This is a genomic window from Aureimonas sp. N4 (assembly GCF_001463925.1).
In the GTDB taxonomy this organism is placed as follows: domain Bacteria; phylum Pseudomonadota; class Alphaproteobacteria; order Rhizobiales; family Rhizobiaceae; genus Aureimonas; species Aureimonas ureilytica_A.
Genome location: NZ_BBWS01000029.1, coordinates 91,389 through 110,379, shown reverse-complemented (window position 1 = coordinate 110,379; position 18,991 = coordinate 91,389). Strand labels below are relative to the sequence as shown.

Genomic DNA, 18,991 nt, shown 5'->3' with positions numbered 1-18,991 from the left:
AACGACAGAAACCGTGGGACGGACGGCTGCCTTATCCCGACATGCTTCATGTCTTTGTCTACGGCACGCTCAAACGCGGTTTTCCATTTCACTCCCTCGGACTGGCCAGGAGTGAGTTTCTAGGTGAGGTGCGGACCAGTGAACCCTATCCCATGGTGATCGCCGGATCGTTCTACGGCCCGATGATGCTCGACCGTCCTGGCCATGGCCTGCCCGTGTGGGGCGAATTGTACCGGGTCGAGCCCGACCACCTTCCTCGGCTGGACGAGTTGGAAGGTGTCGGCAAACCCGGCAGCTTCCGCTCGAAATTGCGCATTCGCTCCCGTGCCGGCGGCGAGCCGCAAGAGGCGATCGGCTATATGAAGGCGCGCAACTGGCTCAACCCCGTTCACACGGGCTATCTTTCCGATTATCGCGACACCCGTTTCATCCCGCCCTGGGAGCGCTGACGGCATCCCGGCGAATCGGAACCGATGAATGCCGGCCGCTCAGTCGCTGCCGACATCGGCCTCGTTGTCGCGCGTGTCGTCTGGAAGGCTTCCCGTGCCCGGCGTGGCGTCCTTGTTGGTGAGTCTGGAATCGGTATGCGGACCCGCTGCCGGCTTGCAAGATGGATCATCCGCGCAAGATCAAGACCGAAGGCGATCAGGTCGCCCACCGCGCCATGAAGGACTGGGTGACCATCCTCATTCTGGCGGCGCTGGCTCTGCTCCTGACCGTCTTCGTTCTGGTTGGAGAGGGCTAAAAAAACGCCAGCGTGATGATGCGAGGCGACCGCAAGTGCCGGAGTTGAAACCTGTGGCCGGTGCGGGTCGTGGCATGGCCGGCGGGCAGATCGACGGCGATGTCGCTATAATCCAGAAAGCGCCCGTCGAGCGGGAAGGCGGCTTTGTAGACCGCCTCCTTGGCGCTGAAGAGAAGCCGTGCCGCGAAGCTCGGTTCGAGATCGCCGGTGTGGTCGTTGGGCATGACGACGAGATCGAGAAGCTCGTCCGGCAGGGGCAGGCTGGGCTCCACGTCGATGCCGAGCGAGCGGATCGTGCCGACGCTTGCCACGGCCGCCACCGCCATCGTGTCGTCATGGGCGAGCGAGCCGATTACGCCGTCCGGCCAGAGCGGCTGGCCCGAGGGGCCGCGTGGAATTTCAACCGATTCGCCGAACCGCGCCGACAGAAGCGTGCGCGCAGCCAGCCGAGCCGCGCCGCTGGCCCGCCGACGCTCCACCCCGCGCGCCGGGATCGAGCGCACTTCCGCCGGGAGAAGGTGAGCTTCGTCGCCCGGTCGGATCCGGCGACAGGCCAGCGCGATGCCCTGAGTGGCGAGGCGACCCAGCGCCGCCGCGAGCGCGATCTCATCCGGGGCACCGTCAGTCGTCAGCGTCGCGCCTCGCCGGCAGGCCAGACGAGCCGAGCGATCATTTCGCCGTCCTCGTCCAACCCCTTTTCCTGAAAGCCGGCCGTGCGATAAAGCCGGCGCGCGGCCTCGTTGCCGGGGTCGTAGCAGATCGAGACCTCCCGGATGTGGCCGAGCGCGCGGATTTCCGACAGGGCGGCTTGCACCACTGCTCTTCCGTAGCCTTTGCCCTGCTCACCGGGAGCGATCATCAGGCGATAGATGCGCGCCTCGCTCTCGCTTTCCGAGGCGTCATACATGAGGAACCCGACCAATTGATCGCCCGCCAAGACGGCGCGCGGCCTTGCGTCGGCGTCTTCTTCCGCTTCGGCGAGCGAGTCGGCGTTGCTGGCGACGAAATGCGCCTGTGACTCTCCCAGGACCATCGCCGCGATGGCGGTGCGGTTGGTGTCATCGACGGGCGCCAGCCGCACCTCGGCTTGAGCGGGCTCGGTGCTCACGCGCCGCACTCCGTCTTAATAAATCCGGTGACGGGCCGAACGAAGCGGCTGAGCTTGGCCGGGTTTCCGCTCCAGATGGAATGAGGCTCCAGAACCTCGCCCTTCATGACGAAAGCGTCCGTATCGGCCATGGAGCCTTCGCCCATAGTCACGCCGTAATGCACGAAGGCGGCGGGGCTGAGCGTGCAGCCCTTGCCAATGCGGATCAGGTCCGACTTGAACGCGCCTTCCTCCAGCGAATGGGCTTGGATGACGCAGCCCTCGTTCAGCGTCGCATCGTCGCCGATCTCCACCAGGGAGCGCTCGGTGAGGTTCGCGCCTGCGTCATAGACGCGCTTGCCGACCTTCACGCCCAGCATCCGCAGCACCATGGGACGGAAGGGCGTGCCGGGGAAGAGATTGACGATGGCGGAATCGGCGAGCTTCCAGTGCCGCTCGTGCCGCCAGAAGGAGCGGTCGTAGATCGTCGTCATATGCGGCTTCAGCTTGCGAAAGCCCAGACTCGCGCGCTCGATCAGCAGCTGCATCGGGATTTCGATGGCGACCACGAGAAGCGAGCCGACGAAGAGCGCGACCGCGCCCCAATCGGTGTAGTAGTTGAGCGCCCGGTCGCCGATGGCGAGCGCGATGAACAACTCCACCCACAGCACCGTCAGCATCAGGACGCCCGTCACGGCATTGTGCCGGTTCTTGAGGCGCACGCGCTGGCGACGCTCCTGCGCACTGACGCTCGCGATCAGTTCCTTGTCGCGCGAGACGAGGCGGGGAATCTCGAAGGGCGGCGAGCCGAGAAGGCCGACATTCTCCCGCACCGGGCCGCTGATCGGCACCATGACCTTGGTGCCGAGCAGGCAATTGTCGCCTGTGCGCGCGTCCGAGGGGAAGAAGATGTTGTTGCCGAAATAGTTCTGCGCGCCGACCTTAGTATGCTCCAGCCGGAAGGAGGAGGCGGACTTGTGCATGTTGAGCATGAACAAGCCGTCCGACACCATCGTATGGCTGCCGATCTCGCAGAGATGCGGGCTTTCCTGCTGCTGGTTGCTGCCGAAATTCGAGCCTGTCTGGGTGACGGTGTTGAGGTTCCAGCCGAGCGCCCGGATGTAATGGACGATGGCCGAGGAGTCGCCGAACAGGACGTTGAGGATCTTGTTGTTGGAGCAGAACTCCACCGCCGTCTGCAGCCAATAGTGGAAGCCATAGAGCGTATAGGTGCGGCCGGGCTTCAGCACGAGGCCGACCACGCGCGGCACCACGAGCGCCGCCAGAAGCGAGACGGCGATATAGCCGAACAGCGTCACCGTGGTGCCGAGCGCCACGATGCCGATGGTTTCCTGATAGTCGTCGCCGACATTCTGCCAGTAGCTGTGAAACAGGAGCGGGAAGGGTGTGATGAGCGCAAAGAGCGCGATCAGCTGCATCACCTCGAACAGCCCGCGCCGAAGCTCCGACAGGCGGCGGTTCTCGACCTTGCAGTAATCGGCGTCCGTGCGCACGGCCGGAGAGCCGTGCCAGCATTCGCCGTCCGGGATAGACTGGCCGCTGTGGAGCGAGGAGGCATGGCCGAGCTGCGAGCCGTCGCCGACCTTGGTGCCGATGTCGAGCACGCAGCCCGCGCCCACGAAGGCATTGTCGCCGATCGTCACCGGGCCGGTGTGAATGTAGCCGGCGCGCGCGTGATAGCCGAGCACGATCGATTCCTTGCGGATGATCGTGTTGTCGCCGATCTCGATCAGATCGGTGCAAACCGGCACGTAGCGGCACTCGATGATCGTGTTGTGCCCGAGCCGCGCGCCCAGGAGCTGGAGATACCAGCTGTAGAGCGGACTACCCCGGAAGAGCACGACGGGCGCGGTGCGGATCAGCGTCTGCACCACCCAGAAGCGGTAATAGCGCGCGCTCCAGATCGGGATCGACTCCTGCTTCCAGCGTCCGATCAGCGTCCATTTGGCAAGGATCGCAAGCCCTGACATGCCGAAGAAGATGCCGGCCGAGAGCAGCACGCAGCGCAGATAAAGCTGAATCGGCGCGTCCAGCTCGACATAGACCCAGTCGAGACCCCGGTCGAAGACCCAGAGGCCGAAATAGCTGTAGACCGAGTAGAACAGAAGCTGCGCCGCGCCTGTGGTCCAATAGGCCAAGTTCGTCGCGCGGTGCGTCGGCACGGGCTCGATCTCGGCCTGTTCGATCTCGTCCGGCGTCTGGAGATGCTCGGCCAGCCGCGCGACGCTGGGATAGAGGTAGATGTCGCGCATCGAGGTCGTGCCCCAGCCCGGCTGCGTGCGCACGCGGGCGCAGAAGCGCGCCATCAGCAGGGAGTTGGCGCTGAGATCGTCGAAGAAATGATCCTCGACGGAAATGCGCTCGACACCCAGGATCTCGCGAGCGGCATCCACCAGGAAACGCTCGTTGTCGCTGCGCGGCTCGACGATCTCGCGGTTGGCGTTGGTCTCGTTGAGCTGTGGCTTGGGCAGCTTGCGCGTGTCGATCTTGTCCGACACCGTCATGGGAAGCGCGTCCAGCTGCTCCAGATAGGCCGGCACCATATAGGCGGGCAGGCGACGCTTCAGCTCGGCCGAAAGCTCGGGCTTGGACAGCGGCTCGGCCTCCGTCTTCAGCGCGTAATAGGCGGCAAGCTCGGTGCGCCCCGGCTGGATTTCCACCGCCGTCACCGCCGCTTGGGCGATGCCGGGCTGCTCCAGAAGGATCGCCTCGATCTCGCCCAGCTCGATCCGGTGGCCGCGAATCTTCACCTGCGTGTCGATGCGCCCGTGATACTCGATCTCGCCATGCGAATTGATATGGCCGAGATCGCCCGTGCGATAGATGCGCGCCGATGGGTTGTTCGGCAGGCCGATGAAGTCGGGAATGAACTTCTCGTCCGTGAGATCGGGGCGGTGCAGATAGCCGGCGGCCAGGCCGATGCCGGCAATGCCGATTTCGCCGAGCTCGTTGCCCGCCGCGAGCTTCGCCTCGGCCGGGTCCAGAATGACGATGCTGTAGGTCGGCAGCGGACGGCCGATCGTCACCGGGCGGCCGGGAACGAGCGTCGCCATGGTCGCCGTCACCGTCGCTTCGGTCGGGCCATAGGTGTTGAGGATTTGCAGTCCCGGCCGGGACCAGCGCGACACGAGCCCCTGTGGGCAGGCTTCGCCGCCCACCAGAATGAGGCGCAGGCTCGGCACGTCGCTCTCGATGGAGGAAAGCAGCGTCGGGCTGCACGCCATGCACTGGATTTCGTGCTGGTTGAGGAAGTCCGACAGTTCCTCGCCCACCGGCGTATAGCGATGGGGTGCGGGAAAGATCGTCGCGCCGGCCGCGAAGGGAACCCAGATTTCCTCGGTCGAGAAGTCGAAGGCGATCGTCATGCCCTGATAGACGCGGTCGCCCGGTCGGTAGCCGTAGCTTGCCGCCGCTACCTGCACGAAATTGGCGATGCTGCGGTGAAGGATTTCGACGCCCTTCGGCCGGCCCGTCGTGCCCGAGGTGTAGAGAATGTAGCAGGCGTCCTGCGGGCCGCCCCGCTGGCCGAGGGACGTTTCCGGCTCTGCCGAAATCTCGCCCTCGATCTCCTCGATCAGGAGGCTGTCGACGGGAAGCGCGCGGGCGAGATCCACATAGGCCGCCTCCGACACGACGAGGGCGATCGCGGCATCCTCGATGATGAGGGCCATGCGCTCGGGCGGGAAGGCGGTGGCGAGCGGCACGAAGACGCCGCCCGCCTTCATGATCGCCAGTGTCGCGACATAGGTCATGGCCGAGCGGCCGAGCAGCAGCCCGACGCGCGTGCCCGGCGTCACCCCGCGCCGTTCCAGAACACGCGCCATCTGGTTGGCGCGGGCATCGACCTCGCCATAGGTCCAGGACCGGCCGCCCGAGACGACGGCCGGCAGGGCCGAGAAGCGCTCCGTCAGACGTTCGAACACGTGATCGAGCCGCTCGCCACCGGGCGCTCCGCTCGTAAAATCGTCCCCGCGCAGGATAGGCGCAGGCTGGCCGCCGGACATGTCAGTGACCGTCTGGGATGCGGCGGAAAGGGAGCTGAGCTGAGAAGCTGGCATGGGGTTTCAAATCTGAAAAGGAAGCGCGACGCCTGGTGCGATATGTCGCATTCAGGTCCGTGAGTTAGTCGAAAGCGTGTCGGAGCGGAAGCGTCCCGCAGCGCTGGACACGCCGGATTGTTCGTTGTTTTCGACAAGGCTGGTTTGCGCGATAGGCATTGCCGCGCAAGGCGCTCTCGCGCCGCAGCGTGGCCAATTTGCGGCTCATGACGCGCTTGCGTGGTCAGCCATCCAAATAAGAGTGGCGCGCGATGGCCAAACCAACAAGTCTGGCTTACGTCTTCCCTTGGGGAAGGCCGCTTGTCGAGGTGGCAAGCGTGGGGCGGAGGGACTGCCATCGATGTCGGAAGCGCAGCAGGTGCGAATGCTTCTGGAGCGATGTCAGGCCATGTGCGCCGTCAGCGAAGCGGCCATTCGAGCGCTGGAGCAGGATATGGCGTCGAGCCACTCCCTGCCGTTGGAACTCGGCGAGATGTTCGAGGGTCTGGCCAATTCCTATCTCGACCTCGCAGCGCTTGTCAGCGCGCGCCATCGCGAGGGGCATGGAGCCAAGTCCTGGTCGTGAAGCGAAATCCGGCCGGTGATGGATACGGAGCCGGGCTCGAGATGTTGTGCTGACACTTCGTTCTCCATCGCATCTTGAGGGACATGCCATGCTTCGCTCTCTTCTGATCGGCCTCGTCGCGGGCCAACGCGCCATGACGCCCTTGGCGCTCCTGTCGGGTGCAGCCCGGCGCGGGGACTTGCCGCCCGGCGCGCCGGCGCGTGACCTTCTGGCCCATCCCCTCGTGGCGCTCGGAACCACGGCACTCGCCGCCGCCGAAATGGCAGGCGACAAGATGGCCTCCGCGCCGGATCGCACCGTGCCGGCGGGGCTTCTGGCGCGCAGTCTTACGGCGGGCTTTGCCGGTGCGGTGCTCGCGCCGCGTGGGGATCGAGCGGGCGGCGCGGTTCTCGGCATCGCGGCGGCGATCGGCGCGTCCTATCTCGGTCTCGCGTTTAGACGCCAAGCGATGGATCGTTATGGGCAGACGGAAAGCGGCTTCGTGGAGGACGCGATCGTTCTCATGAGCGGCGCGGCGGTCACGCATCTTCTGGAGCGCGACCGCTGGTGACCGTCTAAAGAAACCACACCACCGCGAGCCCGAGCGCCGCGATCCAGATCGTTTCCAGAAGGATCAGGATCAACGCGCGCGGGCCGACCGTTACGATCTGGCCGAGCATGGTCTTCATCCCGAGCGCGGCGATGGCCGCGACGAGGGCCCAGCGAGACAGGTCCGACAAGGCTGTCGCAACGACAGGCGGCACCAGGCCGAGACTGTTGATCGCCACCAGTGCGACGAAGCCGAGAAGAAAACCGGGCACGCTGACCCTCCCTTCGCTCTGGCCGCGCGAGACGAAAAAGGAAATCGAGAGAACCACGGGCACCAGCATGGCGACGCGCAGGAGCTTGGTCAGCGTGGCGGCGTCGCCCGCCTCGGTCAGAGATGCTGAAGCCCGCGCCCACGACCTGCGCCACGTCATGGATCGTCGCGCCGAGGAAGATGCCGATCTGCGCGTCGCTGAAGAGACCCTGTTTCAGGAGGATCGGGTAGAGCACCATGGCGATGGTCGAGAAGGTCGTGACGACGACGACGGTGAAGATCACGTCGCTCTCTCGCGCGCCCTCGCGCTTGGGAAGAACCGAGGCGATGGCGAGCGCGGCCGACGCGCCGCAGATGCCGACCGCGCCGCCCGTCAGCAGCCCGAACAGGGCGGGGAAGCGCAGAGACCTTGCCAGAAACACGCCAACGCCGATGGTGGTCGCAACGCCGAGAATCGCAAGAAGGATCGGGGCGGGGCCGAGCATCATCGCGTCCGACACGGTGATGCGCACGCCGAGCAACGCCACGCCGAACCGCAGGACGGTGCGGGAGGTGAAGTCGATGCCGGGCTTGCAGGCTCCCTCGACCGACAGGAAATTGAAGGCGATGCCCAGAAGCAGGGCGAAAAGCATGACCGGCCCGCCGTAGTGCTCTGACAGGAAGGTGGCGGCCAGCGCCACGACGACACTGACGAGGCAGCCGGGAAAGAGGGACCGCGTGCTATGCACCGCGCCTCGCGTCAGGCCGGCCGGGCCATGTTCCCTCAAGCTTCGGATCATGCCTGCCTCGCTCGAAATCAGCCGTGACGCGGTGAAGGGTCGGTCGGTGTCTTCAGTCTTGGATGTGACGCCGGAAATGCCCGAAGGCCCCGCGCGAGAAGCAAAGCGGATCGCCCTCGCGATGGGCCGCGCGCAGGACGCGGCCGAGCATGATCGTGTGGTCACCGGCATCGTGGAGCGAGGCTGTTTCGCATTCGAAACGCGCCAGCGTGCCCGCGATAACAGGAGCACCCTCGTCGTTGGCCTGCCAGTCCAGCCCTTCGAAGCCGAGCCCGCCGCGCGTGAAGCGCGTGCTCAAGGCGTCCTCCTCCAGACCCAGAATATGGATCGCGAAATGCGGGGCGGCGGTGAAGAGCGCGTGGCGGGACGAACTCTTGGCCGCCGACCAGAGCACCAGCGGGGGATCGAGCGAAACGGAAGCGAAACTGTTGACCGTCATGCCGATCGGCCCGGCCGACGTTGCCACGGTGACCACGGTAACGCCCGTCGTGAAGGTGCCGAGCGCGTTGCGATAGGCGCGGGCATTCTCGGCGTTCGGGATGAAACGATGCTCCGTTCCATCGCGGATCGGCTGCATGATGCCCATCACGGCACGTCCCGGCCCATGGCCGCGCTATAAAGCTCGAACCAGGTCTGGCGGTCGATGGAAACGCGCAAAGCCTCGCCGATGGCCGCAATGCGCGGGAGAGAATTGGTTCCGAGCACCGGCAGGATGCCGGCGGGGTGGGCGAGAAGCCAGGCGATGGCAACGGAGCCAGTGTCCACGCCCTTTTCCGCTGCGACCGCGTTCAACCGCTTCAGAAGCGGGCTCTCGCTGTCCGCGAAGAGACGCCCGCCGCCGAGCGGCGACCAAGCCATCGGATGGATGCGTCGCTCCATCAGCGAGGCGAGATCGCCATTGCGGAAGGGCTCGGTTTCCAGAAGGCTCAGCTCGATCTGGTTCGTCACCAAGGGCGAGCGCATGGCCGATTGGAGCAGCGACAGGTCATAGGGCCGAAAGTTCGACACGCCGACCGCGCGCACCTTGCCGGAGGCCACCAGCTCATCCAGCGCCGCGCCGGTCTCAGCCGGGTCGATCAGCGGATCGGGCCGGTGGATCAGGAGAAGGTCGATGTGCTCGATCGCCATATCGCGCAGCGAGGTCTCCACCGACGCCATGATATGGGCGCGGCTCGTGTCGTAATGCTTGACGCGCGCCCCGGCATGGCGACCCATCGGCGCGACGATGCCGCATTTGGTGACGATCTCGATCCGGTCCCGCAGATGGGGTGCTGCCTTCAAGGCACCGCCGAAGATCGCCTCGCCGGTATAGCCGCCATAGATGTCGGCATGGTCCATCGTGGTAATGCCCTGCGCGAGGCAGGCTTCGATCTTGCGCTGGACATGGGCGGGCGAGGTGTCGCTATCGTCACCCAAGCGCCAAAGACCATAGACGAGGCGGCTGACCTCCAGATCGGACCCGAGTTTCAAGCGTTCCATCAGTGGCGGCTCCCAAGTCCGAGCGGGGTGGCGGGGGTAGTGGGGGGCACGCGGCCATATTGCTGCGGCAGCGAGCAGGTCTTCAGCGCCGGCAGAACCTTGGTGCCGAAATGCTCGGCCTCGTCCAGATGCGGATAGCCCGAAAGGATGAAGGCGCGAATGCCCATCTTGCGATAGTCTTCGAGGGCGGAGAGAATCTGGTCCGTTGAGCCGACGAGCGCCGCGCCGCAGCCCGAGCGCGCCCGGCCGATGCCGGTCCAGAGGTTGGGCTCGATATAGCCGAACTGGTCCGCCAGCGCGCGGGCGCGGGCCTGATGCGCGACGCCCAGCGAGATACTGTCATGGGCGCGGTCGCGGATCAGCTTGCCATATTCGTCGTCGAGCTTGGAGACGAGATGCTCGGCATAGTCGCGCGCTTCCCGCTCCGTGTCACGCACGATGACATGAACGCGCAACCCGTAATCCAGCGTGCGCCCATGCGCCTGCGCCCTCGCATGAACCGCCTTCATGCGCTCGGCCAACTGCTCGCGCGTTTCGGGCCACATGAGATAAACGTCGCACTGCGCGCCGCAGAGTTCCAAGGCGTCCGGCGAATAGCCGCCGAAATAAAGAAGCGGGCCGCCATTCTGCTGATAGGGCCGGGCGGGCTCGGTGGAGACGCCCTTGAAGCGATAGACTTCGCCCTCGAAATCGATCGTCTCGCGCGTCCAGGCCTGGCGCAGGATTTCGACCACTTCATGCGAGCGGCGGTAGCGGAAGGCGCTGTCGGCGACTTCGCCGGGAAAGTCGGAGCTGATGACGTTGAGCGTCAGCCGACCTTTGAGCATATGATCAAGCGTCGCGACCGTGCGCGCCAGCATGATCGGCTGCATCTCGCCGCAGCGGATCGCGGCGAGGAAATTCATACGGCTCGTCAGCGGTGCGCAGCCCGCGACGAAGCTCAACGTGTCCTGGCCCACCTGATAGGAGGAGGGGCAGAGGATGTTGCGGAAACCCAGCCGCTCGGCGGTCAGCGCGATCTCCGAGCAATGCTCCCAGCTGGAGCGCAAAGCGCCGTCCGGCACGCCGAGAAAGGCATAATCGTCGGAGCATAGCGCCGAAAACCAGGAGACTTCGGCGGCATCGAGATCGGCGGACGTGATCGGGACGACGGACATGCATTTCCTCCCGGAACGCGAAACCTCGTCTGGAGCTAACACCGGATATCGAGTAAATCAATGGTGTATCAATTTGCAGCTGCGGGTGGGAGGCAGGCGGGATGCGGCAGGTGAGGGGCAGTCTTCCCGTCTATCTCCAACTGGCGGAAACGCTGGTGCGCGATATCGCGGCCGGGCGGCTGATCGAAGGGGAGAAACTGCGCCCCGAGCGCGACATGGCGCTGACGATGGGCACCTCCATCGGCACGCTGCGCAAGGCCTTGGCCGAGTTGCAGAATCGCGGGCTGTTGGAGCGCGTGCAGGGCTCGGGCAATTACATCAAGGCGGCGAGCGATCCCCAGAGCCTCTATGCCATGTTCCGGCTGGAACTGATCGAGGGCGGCGGGTTGCCGACGGCCGAGGTGCTGGATGTCGAGCGCTTGTCCAAGCCCGAGGGGATCGCCGGCTTTGGCCCGTCGCCCGAAGGCCACCGAATCCGCCGCCTGCGCCGCTTGTCCGGCCGCATCGCGGCGCTGGAGGAAATTTGGCTGGACGGGAGTTTCGCCGACACCATCACGACCGGCGATCTCTCGGAATCGCTCTATCTCTTCTACCGGACGCGCCTCGGGCTCTTCATCGAAAAGGCGGAGGATCGGATCGATCTCGGCCATGTGCCGAACTGGAAGCCGAGCGCCTTCGAACCCGAAGTCGGCGCGCCGATCTGCCATATCTTCCGCAAGAGCTGGGCGGCGGACGGCACGGTCGCGGAAGTTTCGCACACTTGGTACGACACCCGAGTGGCGCGCTATGTCTCGCGAATCCGGTAAGGGCCAGTGTCTCTGGCGCTGCACAATTGATACATGATTGATCTAAGATTTTCTTCCGCGCTAGATTGCGGAGGAAAGCCGACTCTCGGATGTCGGATGGGAGGAAGCGGACAGCATGGCATCGGTCAGCCTGCGCAGGCTCGGAAAGAGCTATGGCGGTACCCAGGTCGTCAAAGGCATCGATCTGGATATTGCCGATGGCGAACTGGTCGTGCTTGTCGGCCCGTCCGGCTGCGGCAAGTCCACGACGCTGCGCATGGTGGCGGGTCTCGAAAGCGTGACCTCGGGCGAGGTGCGCATCGGCGATCAGGTCGTGAACGCGCTGCCGCCGCGCGAGCGCGACATTGCCATGGTGTTCCAGGACTATGCGCTCTATCCGCACAAGACCGTGCGCGAGAACATGGGCTTCAGCCTCAAGGTGCGCGGCATCAAGGGCGCGGAGGCCGACAAGCGTATCCAGGATGCGGCCGAGATGCTGGGGATCGCGCATCTTCTGGACCGCCGTCCGGGCCAGCTTTCGGGCGGCCAGCGCCAGCGCGTCGCCATGGGCCGCGCCATCGTGCGCCGGCCGCAACTCTTCCTGTTCGACGAGCCCTTGTCCAATCTCGACGCCAAGCTGCGCGGCGAGGTGCGCACCGAGATCAAGCGTCTGCATCAGACGATCGGCACCACGATCCTTTACGTCACGCACGATCAGGTCGAGGCGATGACGCTGGCCGATCGCATCGTCATCCTGCGGGGCGGCGAGATCGAGCAGGTCGGCACGCCGGACGAGGTCTATAACCATCCCTCCAGCGTGTTCGTGGGCGGTTTCATCGGCTCACCCGCCATGAACTTCGCCCGCGCGCGGATCGAAGGCGGACGTCTCCTCTTCTCGGGCGGCCATGCGCTGCCGCTTGCCCTGGCCAGGGCCGGCGATGAGGGGCGCGAGATCATCGTCGGCATTCGGCCCGAGCATTTCGGGCCGGCGCGGGACGGGGCGGCGACGCTCGAGGTCGGTGCGGAGGTGGTCGAACCGCTGGGGTCGGATACCCTGGTGCATTTCGCCTTGGGAGGGGCGAGGCTCACGGCGCGAATGCCGCCCGCGTTTCGGGCCGATGCCGGACAGAAATTCCACGTCGGGGTCGATTCCACGAAAATCCATCTCTTCGATGCGGCGAGCGAGAAGGCCATAAGCTGAGGCGACGGAACTTCGCCGCCCCGGCACAGAATCAACGGGAGGAATTGGACGGATGCGCAAACGCTTTCTCATCCGCGCGGCGCTCGGCGCCTGTGTGCTCGCGGCGACGCCCGCGCTGGCGCAAACGCAGCTCAAGATCTTCGTATCGAGCCAGCATCAACCGGATGTCTGGCGCAAGGAGCTTGACGCCTATGAGGCCAAGAATCCGGGCGTGAAGGTCACGATCGAGACGGGCGGCAACACGTCCGAGACGCAGGCGCAGTATCTCAACACTGTCATGTCCGCCAAGGACCCCAATCTCGACGTGCTGATGCTCGACGTCATCCGTCCGGCGCAATATGCCGCCGCCGGCTGGACGACGCATTTCCCCGAGAAGGATCTCTCCGTCTATCTGCCGGCCTATGCGGAAGCCAATACGATCGGCGGCGAGGCCGTGGCTCTGCCGGCCTTCGCGGACGCGATGTTCCTCTACTATCGCAAGGATCTCCTGGACAAATACGGCATCGCCCCGCCCAAGACTTGGGACGAACTGAAGGCAGCCGCCCAGAAGGTCGCGGCCGGTGAGGGGAGTGCCGCCGCCAATCTTCAGGGCCTGAGCTTCCAGGGCAAGGCGATCGAAGGCGCGGTCTGCACCTTCCTCCTGCCCTACTGGAGCCAGGGCAAGCAGCTGGTGAAGGACGGAAAGCTCGATTTCGACAAGGAAGCCGCTGTTCGCTCGCTCGCCTTGTGGAAGAGCTTCGTGGACGATGGCGTCGCCAAGAAGAACATTTCCGAAGTCGCGACCGACGACACCCGCAAGGAGTTCCAGGCCGGCAAGGTGCTCTTCGCCATCAACTGGTCCTATGCCTGGAAGCATTTCCAAGGGCCGGAATCGGCGGTCGCCGGCAAGGTCGGCGTCGCGCGCCTGCCGGCGCTGGGGACGGGCGAGCAGTCGAGCTGCCTCGGCGGCTGGGAGTTCGGTGTGTCCGCCTATTCGCAGCATCAGGACGAGGCCAAGAAGCTCGCCGAATATCTGAGCGGCCAGGAGGTCTCGAAATACATGGCGGTCAACGGCGCGCTGCTGCCGACCTATGCCAGCCTCTATGGCGACCCGGACGTGTTGAAGTCCGCGCCTTGGTTCGCCGAAGCGCTGCCGGTGGTGGAAACCGCGCGCGCCCGGCCGGTGACGCCGCGCTACAACGAGGTGAGCGAGGTGATCCGCACGACGGTGAACGCCGTTCTCTCCGGCGTCTCGACGCCCGAGGAAGGCGCCGCGCAGATCGAAAGCCGGCTGCGTCGCATCCTGCGCTGAGTGCCGACGAAGCCACAAGCCGAACCGGCGCGGGTCTCGCGCCGGTTTGATGGCGAAGGCTCGGCAGAGGGCGTTCACGACGGTAAGGATGGGTGATCGTGACCTTGGCAGCGACGGACGGCATGAAACAGACCGATCGACAGCCCGCGGCTTGGCTGCGCTGGCTCGACCCGAGCGACAAGGTGCTGGCCGCCTGGCTGCTCGCGCCGGCCGCGCTGCTTCTGTGCGTCATCATCGTCTATCCTGTCGGCCGGCTGATCTGGATGAGCTTCCAGAATCTGTCGCTGACTTCGGGTCTTCCGGCCTCCTTTGCCGGGTTCGAGAATTACGCCCTGATGTGGGACGATCCGGTCTTCTGGGAGGCGTCCTGGAACACGCTCCTGATCGTGGCCATCACTGTGCCCGGCGCGCTTCTCATGGGACTCGGCATGGCGCTTCTGGCCAATTTGCCCTTCCGGCACAAATGGCCGGTGCGCCTGTCGCTCCTCATTCCCTGGGCGCTGCCGCTCTCCTTCGCGGGCCTCATCTTCGCGTGGTTCTTCCACTATGAATACGGCATCGTGAACGATGTCCTGAACCGGCTCGGGCTCCAAGGCGTGATCTGGTTCAACTCGCCGGGTTGGGCTTTTGCCGCCATCTGCCTTACCATCGTGTGGAAGACCGCGTCCTTCATGGCGCTGATCATCCTCGCCGGACTCCAGACCATTCCGCGCTCGCTCTACGAGGCGGCGGACGTGGACGGGGCGGGGCGCGTCCGGCAGTTCTTCGAGATCACGCTGCCGCTCCTGAAGCCCGCCATCGTCATCGCGCTGATCTTCCGCACGATCACCGCGCTCCAGACTTTCGACATTCCCTATATGATGACCGGGGGCGGCCCCGGGACCTCCACCGTCACGCTCGCCATGTATATCCATCAGAACACCGTGTCCTTTCTGGACCTCGGCTATGGCTCGGCGCTGGCGGTGGTCATGTTCGCCTTCTCCATGGCCGTGACATTCCTGTATCTCCACATGCTGCGCCGAAAGGGCTGAGCCATGAGCACGGTGGCCACGTCCTCGCCTTTGGCGCTTTTCTCGGGCAAACCGCTGCGCTTCCTCGCGGCCGGCGTGCTGCTGGTGAACGGCCTCTTTCCCGCGCTCTGGATTCTGTTCACCTCGCTCAAGACGGAAGGGGAGCTGACCCTCAAGCCCATCACCTGGGCCCCGCATCAGCCGACGCTCGCCAATTACGTCACGGCCTTTTCCGACCAGCCGCTGCATCTCTTCCTGTTTAATTCGGTCATGGTGGCGCTGCTCTCGACGGCCTTGACGCTCGTCGTTTCGGTTCTGGCGGCCTATGCGCTGGCGCGGCTTCAGCTCGCCTATCGCGGGTTGATCCTGTCGCTGATCATCGCCGTCTCGACCTTTCCGCTGGTCACGCTGCTCGTTCCGCTGTTCGAGACCATGCGCGCGCTGAACCTCCTGAACACATGGGTCGCGTTGATCCTGCCCTATACCGTCCTGTCGCTGCCGGTCTGCACGCTGATTCTCACCTCCTTCTTCGAGGGCATTCCGCAGGATCTGGAGAATGCAGCGATGATCGATGGTTGCACGCGGCTCGGCGCCCTGTTCAAGATCGTGGTGCCGATCTCGGCGCCCGGCGTCTTCACCGCCGGCATCCTCGCCTTCGTCAATGCCTGGGACGAGTTCCTGCTGGCGCTGTCCTTCAATTCGAACCCGGCGCTGCGCACGCTGCCTGTCGGCATCCAGCTCTATCAGGGCGAGTTCTCGTTCCCCTGGCCGGTGATCTCGGCCGCGCTAGTAGTCGGCATCGTGCCGGTCGCCGTCCTGATCGTGATCTTCCAGGAGCGCGTCGTCTCCGGTCTCACCGCCGGCAGCATCAAGGGCTAAGGACCGTCATGACATCGGACCCGGTTTCCTCGCTCGCCGCCCTCGTTCTGACCACCGAGCCGGACGGCTTCTCGCTTGTCCTCTCCGGCAAGCTTGTGCTCACGCACAGCGCCGCCGCGCCCTGTCTCTTTGTCGGCCAGGGCCAGGAGCGGATGGAGATGTATCGGGGCAATTTCGACATCGAGGATTATGTCGTGGAGCGCGTCGCCCTGCGCCATGCCGTGATCTCGGGGGATGCGATCGACCTATCCCCAAGTGCCACGGAACCGGCGCGCCTGCGCCTGAGAGTGGAGGGAAACGCGCTGCGCTTCGAGGCGATCGATCCCGCGATCAATCGGCTCTGGCTTCGCGTTCCGGCCGAAGCGGGCGAGCATGTCTGGGGCGGCGGCGAGCAGATGTCCTATTTCGACATGCGCGGCCGGCGCTTTCCGCTCTGGACCTCCGAGCCCGGCGTCGGGCGCGACAAGACGCGCGAGCTGACATTCAAGGCCGATGTCGCGGGCCGGGCGGGCGGCGACTATTACCACACGAACTATCCCCAGCCGACCTATCTGTCTTCGCGCCGCTATGCGCTCCATGTCGAGACGCCGGCCTATTCGGTCTTTGATTTTCGCCATGAGGCGTTTCATGAGATCGAGGTTTGGGCCGTTCCCGAGCGGATCGAACTCTTCGATGCGCCCGATTTCGAAGGGCTGGTGGAACAGCTCTCCACCCGCTTCGGCCGCCAGCCGCCGCTGCCCGATTGGGTCTATGGGGGCGCGATCATCGGGCTGAAGGACGGGGAAAAGTCCTTTGAACGGCTCGACCGGATTCGCGCGGCGGGCGCGGCCGTCTCAGGCCTCTGGTGCGAGGATTGGGTGGGGCTGCGTCATACGTCGTTTGGCGCGCGGCTCTTCTGGGACTGGCAGGCCAACGAGACGCGCTATCCCGGCCTGCGCCAGCGCATTGCCGAGTTGAAGAGCGAGGGCATTCGGTTTCTCGGCTACGTGAACCCCTATCTCTGCGCCGATGGCCCGCTCTTCCCGAAGGCCGAAGCGGCCGGCTATTTCGCGACCAATGCCGAGGGCAAGACCGCCCTGGTCGATTTCGGCGAGTTCGATTGCGGCGTCGTGGACTTCACCAATCCGGCGGCGGCGGACTGGTTCGCCGAAGAGGTGATCGGGCGCAACATGCTGGACTTCGGCCTGTCCGGCTGGATGGCGGATTTCGGCGAGTATCTGCCGGTGAACGTGCAGCTCGCCAATGGCGTGGACGCCAAGCTCATGCACAATCCCTGGCCGACCCTTTGGGCCGAGGTCAACGCGCGGGCCGTCGCCAGTCGGGGCATGACGGGGGAGGCGCTGTTCTTCATGCGCGCGGGCTTCACCGGCGTCGGGGCGCATTGCCCGCTTCTGTGGGGCGGGGATCAGTCGGTGGACTTCTCGCGCCATGATGGGCTGGTGACGGTCATCTCCGGCGCTTTGTCCTCCGGCCTGCTCGGCAATGCCTACCATCATTCCGACATCGGCGGTTACACCAGCCTGTTCGGCAATGTCCGCACGCCCGAGCTGATCATGCGCTGGGCCGAGATGGCCGCCTTCACGGCCGTCATGCGCACGCACGAGGGCAACCGCCCGCGCGACAATCTCCAGATCGACGGCGACGAGGCGGTGCTCTCGCATTTCGCGCGGATGACGCGGCTCTATGTCCATCTCGCGCCCTATTTGCGAAGCCTTTCGGACGAGGCGGTTCAGCGCGGCCTGCCCGTGCAGCGCCCGCTCTTTCTGCATTTCCCGGACGATGCAGGGACCTATGCGATCCAGGACATCTATCTCTACGGGCGCGACCTACTCGTTGCGCCGGTCTGGCGGGAGGGCGAGACCTCGCGCGAGGTCTATCTGCCCGAGGGCGCGGATTGGGAGCATGTCTGGAGCGGCGCGCGATATGGGGGCGGCGTGACCATCCTGGTCGAGGCACCGCTCGGGCGCCCGCCCGTCTTCATCCGCCAAGGCTCGGCTTGGGCGGACCTATTCCGGACGCTCGCCACGCTCTGATAGCGCTTCAGCCGCCGCGTGCGACGGCCTGCCGCCAGTGCTCGAACAGCATCTGGCTGCTGCTGATATAGGTCGATCCGCTCTGGCGCGCCTCGCGGGGGGAGCAGCCGAACTGGCGTTCGAATGAACGCGTGAAGCTCGTCACATTACCGAAGCCCAGCGCTTGGGCGATCTCGCCGACCGAGCGATGCTCCTCCGGATGAAACAGAAGCGCGCGCGCCGCATCCAGCCGACGCTTCTGGATATAGGACAGGATCCCGCCGAAGGGCGAAAAGGCGCGGTAGAGGGTCGAGCGGGGAATATCCAGCTCGTGGCAGATCATGTCCGGCGTCAGGTCGGGCGAGCCGATATGGCGCTCGATATGGCGTTCCACGCGCAGGCGCACGGCCGAAATCAGGCTTCCCTTGGCCAGATGGTCGGTGCCGGTGAGTTCCGCGAGGCTGGAGGCCATCAGCGTCAGCGTCGCCGCCGCCATGCGTTCGGCCTCGGCCTTGTGCATATTGGGCAGATAGCGGCACAGGGCCGTCAGATGCTCGGCCAGAATCCAGCCGCTGGCAGAGCGCAGGATATGCCCGTGCGGGATCGTGACATCGGGCGCGGCCTCCATGAAGGTCTGGCGCGGCACGTTGACCATAGCATAGCTCGCCTGCGTGGTCACCACGTGAAAGGGCTTGGAGGCGTCGAGAAGGCAGATGTCGCCGTCCTCGCTCGAAAAAGGCCGCCCATCCGCCTCGCCGACCCAAAGCCCCTTCATGAACAGAAGGAAGACGATGTTGTCGTAGCCGTCCGACAGGCTCTCGGCCTTGCGCTCCAGCCGGCAGGGCGATGTGTGACCATGAGTGAAGACGATTTTCTGAAGAAGCCAAGCCGACAGATCCATCGCGAAATCGGTCAGATCGTCGTTCGGGATCGAAATGGCATATTGCGGCACCGCCGCGCGCCAGGTCTTGAACGCCGCCTCTTTCCCCAGTTGCGAGCTTTTAAGATCGATCCGGGGCAATGTGGCGGTCGTCGATGAAGCGGCCATTCGAAACGCTCCGATGCACGGGTTGCGGCTCTGTGAAGGCCGCACACTAAAACTGATCAGCCACGACTTTAAGGA

At 65.0% G+C, this 18,991-nt stretch carries 18 protein-coding genes and 1 pseudogene; 10 read left to right on the top strand and 9 right to left on the bottom strand.

Going from position 1 to position 18,991, the window contains the following annotated elements:
- The first annotated feature begins 41 nt into the window (after nt 1-41).
- Together AUL28_RS09065 and AUL28_RS23520 are read left to right on the top strand one after the other, a co-directional pair.
- The gene (locus AUL28_RS09065) at nt 42-449 is read left to right on the top strand and encodes a gamma-glutamylcyclotransferase family protein (RefSeq protein WP_062231805.1); all 408 of its coding nucleotides are present in this window, start codon (nt 42-44) and stop codon (nt 447-449) included.
- A gap of 161 nt (nt 450-610) precedes the next feature.
- Nucleotides 611-745, top strand: a complete 135-nt coding sequence (locus tag AUL28_RS23520) for a hypothetical protein (RefSeq protein ID WP_280137268.1) — start codon at nt 611-613, stop codon at nt 743-745.
- Here AUL28_RS23520 and AUL28_RS09060 read toward each other — a convergent pair.
- From AUL28_RS09060 to AUL28_RS09050, 3 genes are all read right to left on the bottom strand, one after another.
- Complete coding sequence (locus tag AUL28_RS09060; RefSeq protein ID WP_244493462.1) at nt 742-1,248, bottom strand: 4'-phosphopantetheinyl transferase family protein; 507 nt, start codon at nt 1,246-1,248, stop codon at nt 742-744. The two genes, AUL28_RS23520 and AUL28_RS09060, sit on opposite strands and share 4 nt — an antisense overlap.
- 125 nt (nt 1,249-1,373) lie before the next feature.
- Nucleotides 1,374-1,853, bottom strand: a complete 480-nt coding sequence (locus AUL28_RS09055; RefSeq protein WP_244493460.1) for a GNAT family N-acetyltransferase — start codon at nt 1,851-1,853, stop codon at nt 1,374-1,376.
- Nucleotides 1,850-5,857, bottom strand: coding sequence for a Pls/PosA family non-ribosomal peptide synthetase (locus tag AUL28_RS09050; RefSeq protein ID WP_062231801.1), 4,008 nt, complete (start codon nt 5,855-5,857; stop codon nt 1,850-1,852). The genes AUL28_RS09055 and AUL28_RS09050 overlap by 4 nt, the downstream gene beginning before the upstream one ends.
- A gap of 394 nt (nt 5,858-6,251) precedes the next feature.
- Between AUL28_RS09050 and AUL28_RS09045 the strand changes: the two genes are divergently transcribed.
- Both AUL28_RS09045 and AUL28_RS09040 read left to right on the top strand, forming a co-directional pair.
- Nucleotides 6,252-6,476 (top strand): hypothetical protein, encoded by a 225-nt coding sequence (locus tag AUL28_RS09045; protein WP_062231799.1) that lies wholly within the window; start codon nt 6,252-6,254, stop codon nt 6,474-6,476.
- Between the two features lie 88 nt (nt 6,477-6,564).
- A complete protein-coding gene (locus tag AUL28_RS09040) occupies nt 6,565-7,026 on the top strand; it encodes a hypothetical protein (RefSeq protein WP_062231797.1) in 462 nt (153 codons plus the stop codon).
- 4 nt (nt 7,027-7,030) lie between these two features.
- On the opposite strand, the gene AUL28_RS23515 is transcribed toward AUL28_RS09040, so the two are convergent.
- The 5 genes and pseudogenes from AUL28_RS23515 to AUL28_RS09020 all read right to left on the bottom strand — a co-directional run bounded on the left by AUL28_RS23515 (nt 7,031) and on the right by AUL28_RS09020 (nt 10,690).
- The gene (locus AUL28_RS23515; RefSeq protein WP_280137267.1) at nt 7,031-7,435 is read right to left on the bottom strand and encodes a putative sulfate exporter family transporter; all 405 of its coding nucleotides are present in this window, start codon (nt 7,433-7,435) and stop codon (nt 7,031-7,033) included.
- 28 nt (nt 7,436-7,463) lie between these two features.
- Nucleotides 7,464-8,054, bottom strand: a pseudogene (locus AUL28_RS23510) (YeiH family protein); the annotation flags it as partial.
- Nucleotides 8,055-8,106: 52 nt separating this feature from the next.
- Nucleotides 8,107-8,640, bottom strand: a complete 534-nt coding sequence (locus tag AUL28_RS09030; protein ID WP_062231795.1) for a flavin reductase family protein — start codon at nt 8,638-8,640, stop codon at nt 8,107-8,109.
- Nucleotides 8,640-9,533: an aldo/keto reductase gene (locus tag AUL28_RS09025; protein ID WP_062231793.1), complete on the bottom strand. Its 894-nt coding sequence runs from the start codon at nt 9,531-9,533 to the stop codon at nt 8,640-8,642. Before AUL28_RS09025 ends, AUL28_RS09030 begins: the two co-directional genes overlap by 1 nt.
- Entirely contained in the window at nt 9,533-10,690 is a 1,158-nt protein-coding gene (locus tag AUL28_RS09020) for an LLM class flavin-dependent oxidoreductase (protein WP_062231791.1), read from the bottom strand. Before AUL28_RS09020 ends, AUL28_RS09025 begins: the two co-directional genes overlap by 1 nt.
- A 101-nt stretch (nt 10,691-10,791) precedes the next feature.
- Here AUL28_RS09020 and AUL28_RS09015 point away from each other — a divergent pair, with 101 nt between their 5' ends.
- The 6 genes from AUL28_RS09015 (at nt 10,792) to AUL28_RS08990 (ending at nt 17,889) form a co-directional block, all read left to right on the top strand.
- Nucleotides 10,792-11,496 (top strand): GntR family transcriptional regulator, encoded by a 705-nt coding sequence (locus tag AUL28_RS09015; RefSeq protein ID WP_062231789.1) that lies wholly within the window; start codon nt 10,792-10,794, stop codon nt 11,494-11,496.
- Nucleotides 11,497-11,611: 115 nt separating this feature from the next.
- Nucleotides 11,612-12,676, top strand: a complete 1,065-nt coding sequence (locus AUL28_RS09010) for an ABC transporter ATP-binding protein (RefSeq protein ID WP_062231787.1) — start codon at nt 11,612-11,614, stop codon at nt 12,674-12,676.
- Between the two features lie 52 nt (nt 12,677-12,728).
- Nucleotides 12,729-13,967 carry an ABC transporter substrate-binding protein gene (locus AUL28_RS09005; RefSeq protein WP_062231785.1) on the top strand — a complete coding sequence of 413 codons (1,239 nt, stop codon included), beginning with the start codon at nt 12,729-12,731 and terminating at the stop codon, nt 13,965-13,967.
- 122 nt (nt 13,968-14,089) lie between these two features.
- Complete coding sequence (locus tag AUL28_RS09000; protein ID WP_062231865.1) at nt 14,090-14,998, top strand: carbohydrate ABC transporter permease; 909 nt, start codon at nt 14,090-14,092, stop codon at nt 14,996-14,998.
- A 3-nt stretch (nt 14,999-15,001) separates the two neighbouring features.
- Nucleotides 15,002-15,856, top strand: coding sequence for a carbohydrate ABC transporter permease (locus tag AUL28_RS08995; protein ID WP_062231783.1), 855 nt, complete (start codon nt 15,002-15,004; stop codon nt 15,854-15,856).
- A gap of 8 nt (nt 15,857-15,864) precedes the next feature.
- Nucleotides 15,865-17,889, top strand: coding sequence for an alpha-glucosidase (locus tag AUL28_RS08990; protein ID WP_062231781.1), 2,025 nt, complete (start codon nt 15,865-15,867; stop codon nt 17,887-17,889).
- 7 nt (nt 17,890-17,896) lie between these two features.
- Here AUL28_RS08990 and AUL28_RS08985 read toward each other — a convergent pair whose 3' ends face one another.
- Nucleotides 17,897-18,916 (bottom strand): helix-turn-helix domain-containing protein, encoded by a 1,020-nt coding sequence (locus tag AUL28_RS08985; RefSeq protein ID WP_062231779.1) that lies wholly within the window; start codon nt 18,914-18,916, stop codon nt 17,897-17,899.
- Between the last annotated feature and the right edge of the window lie 75 nt (nt 18,917-18,991).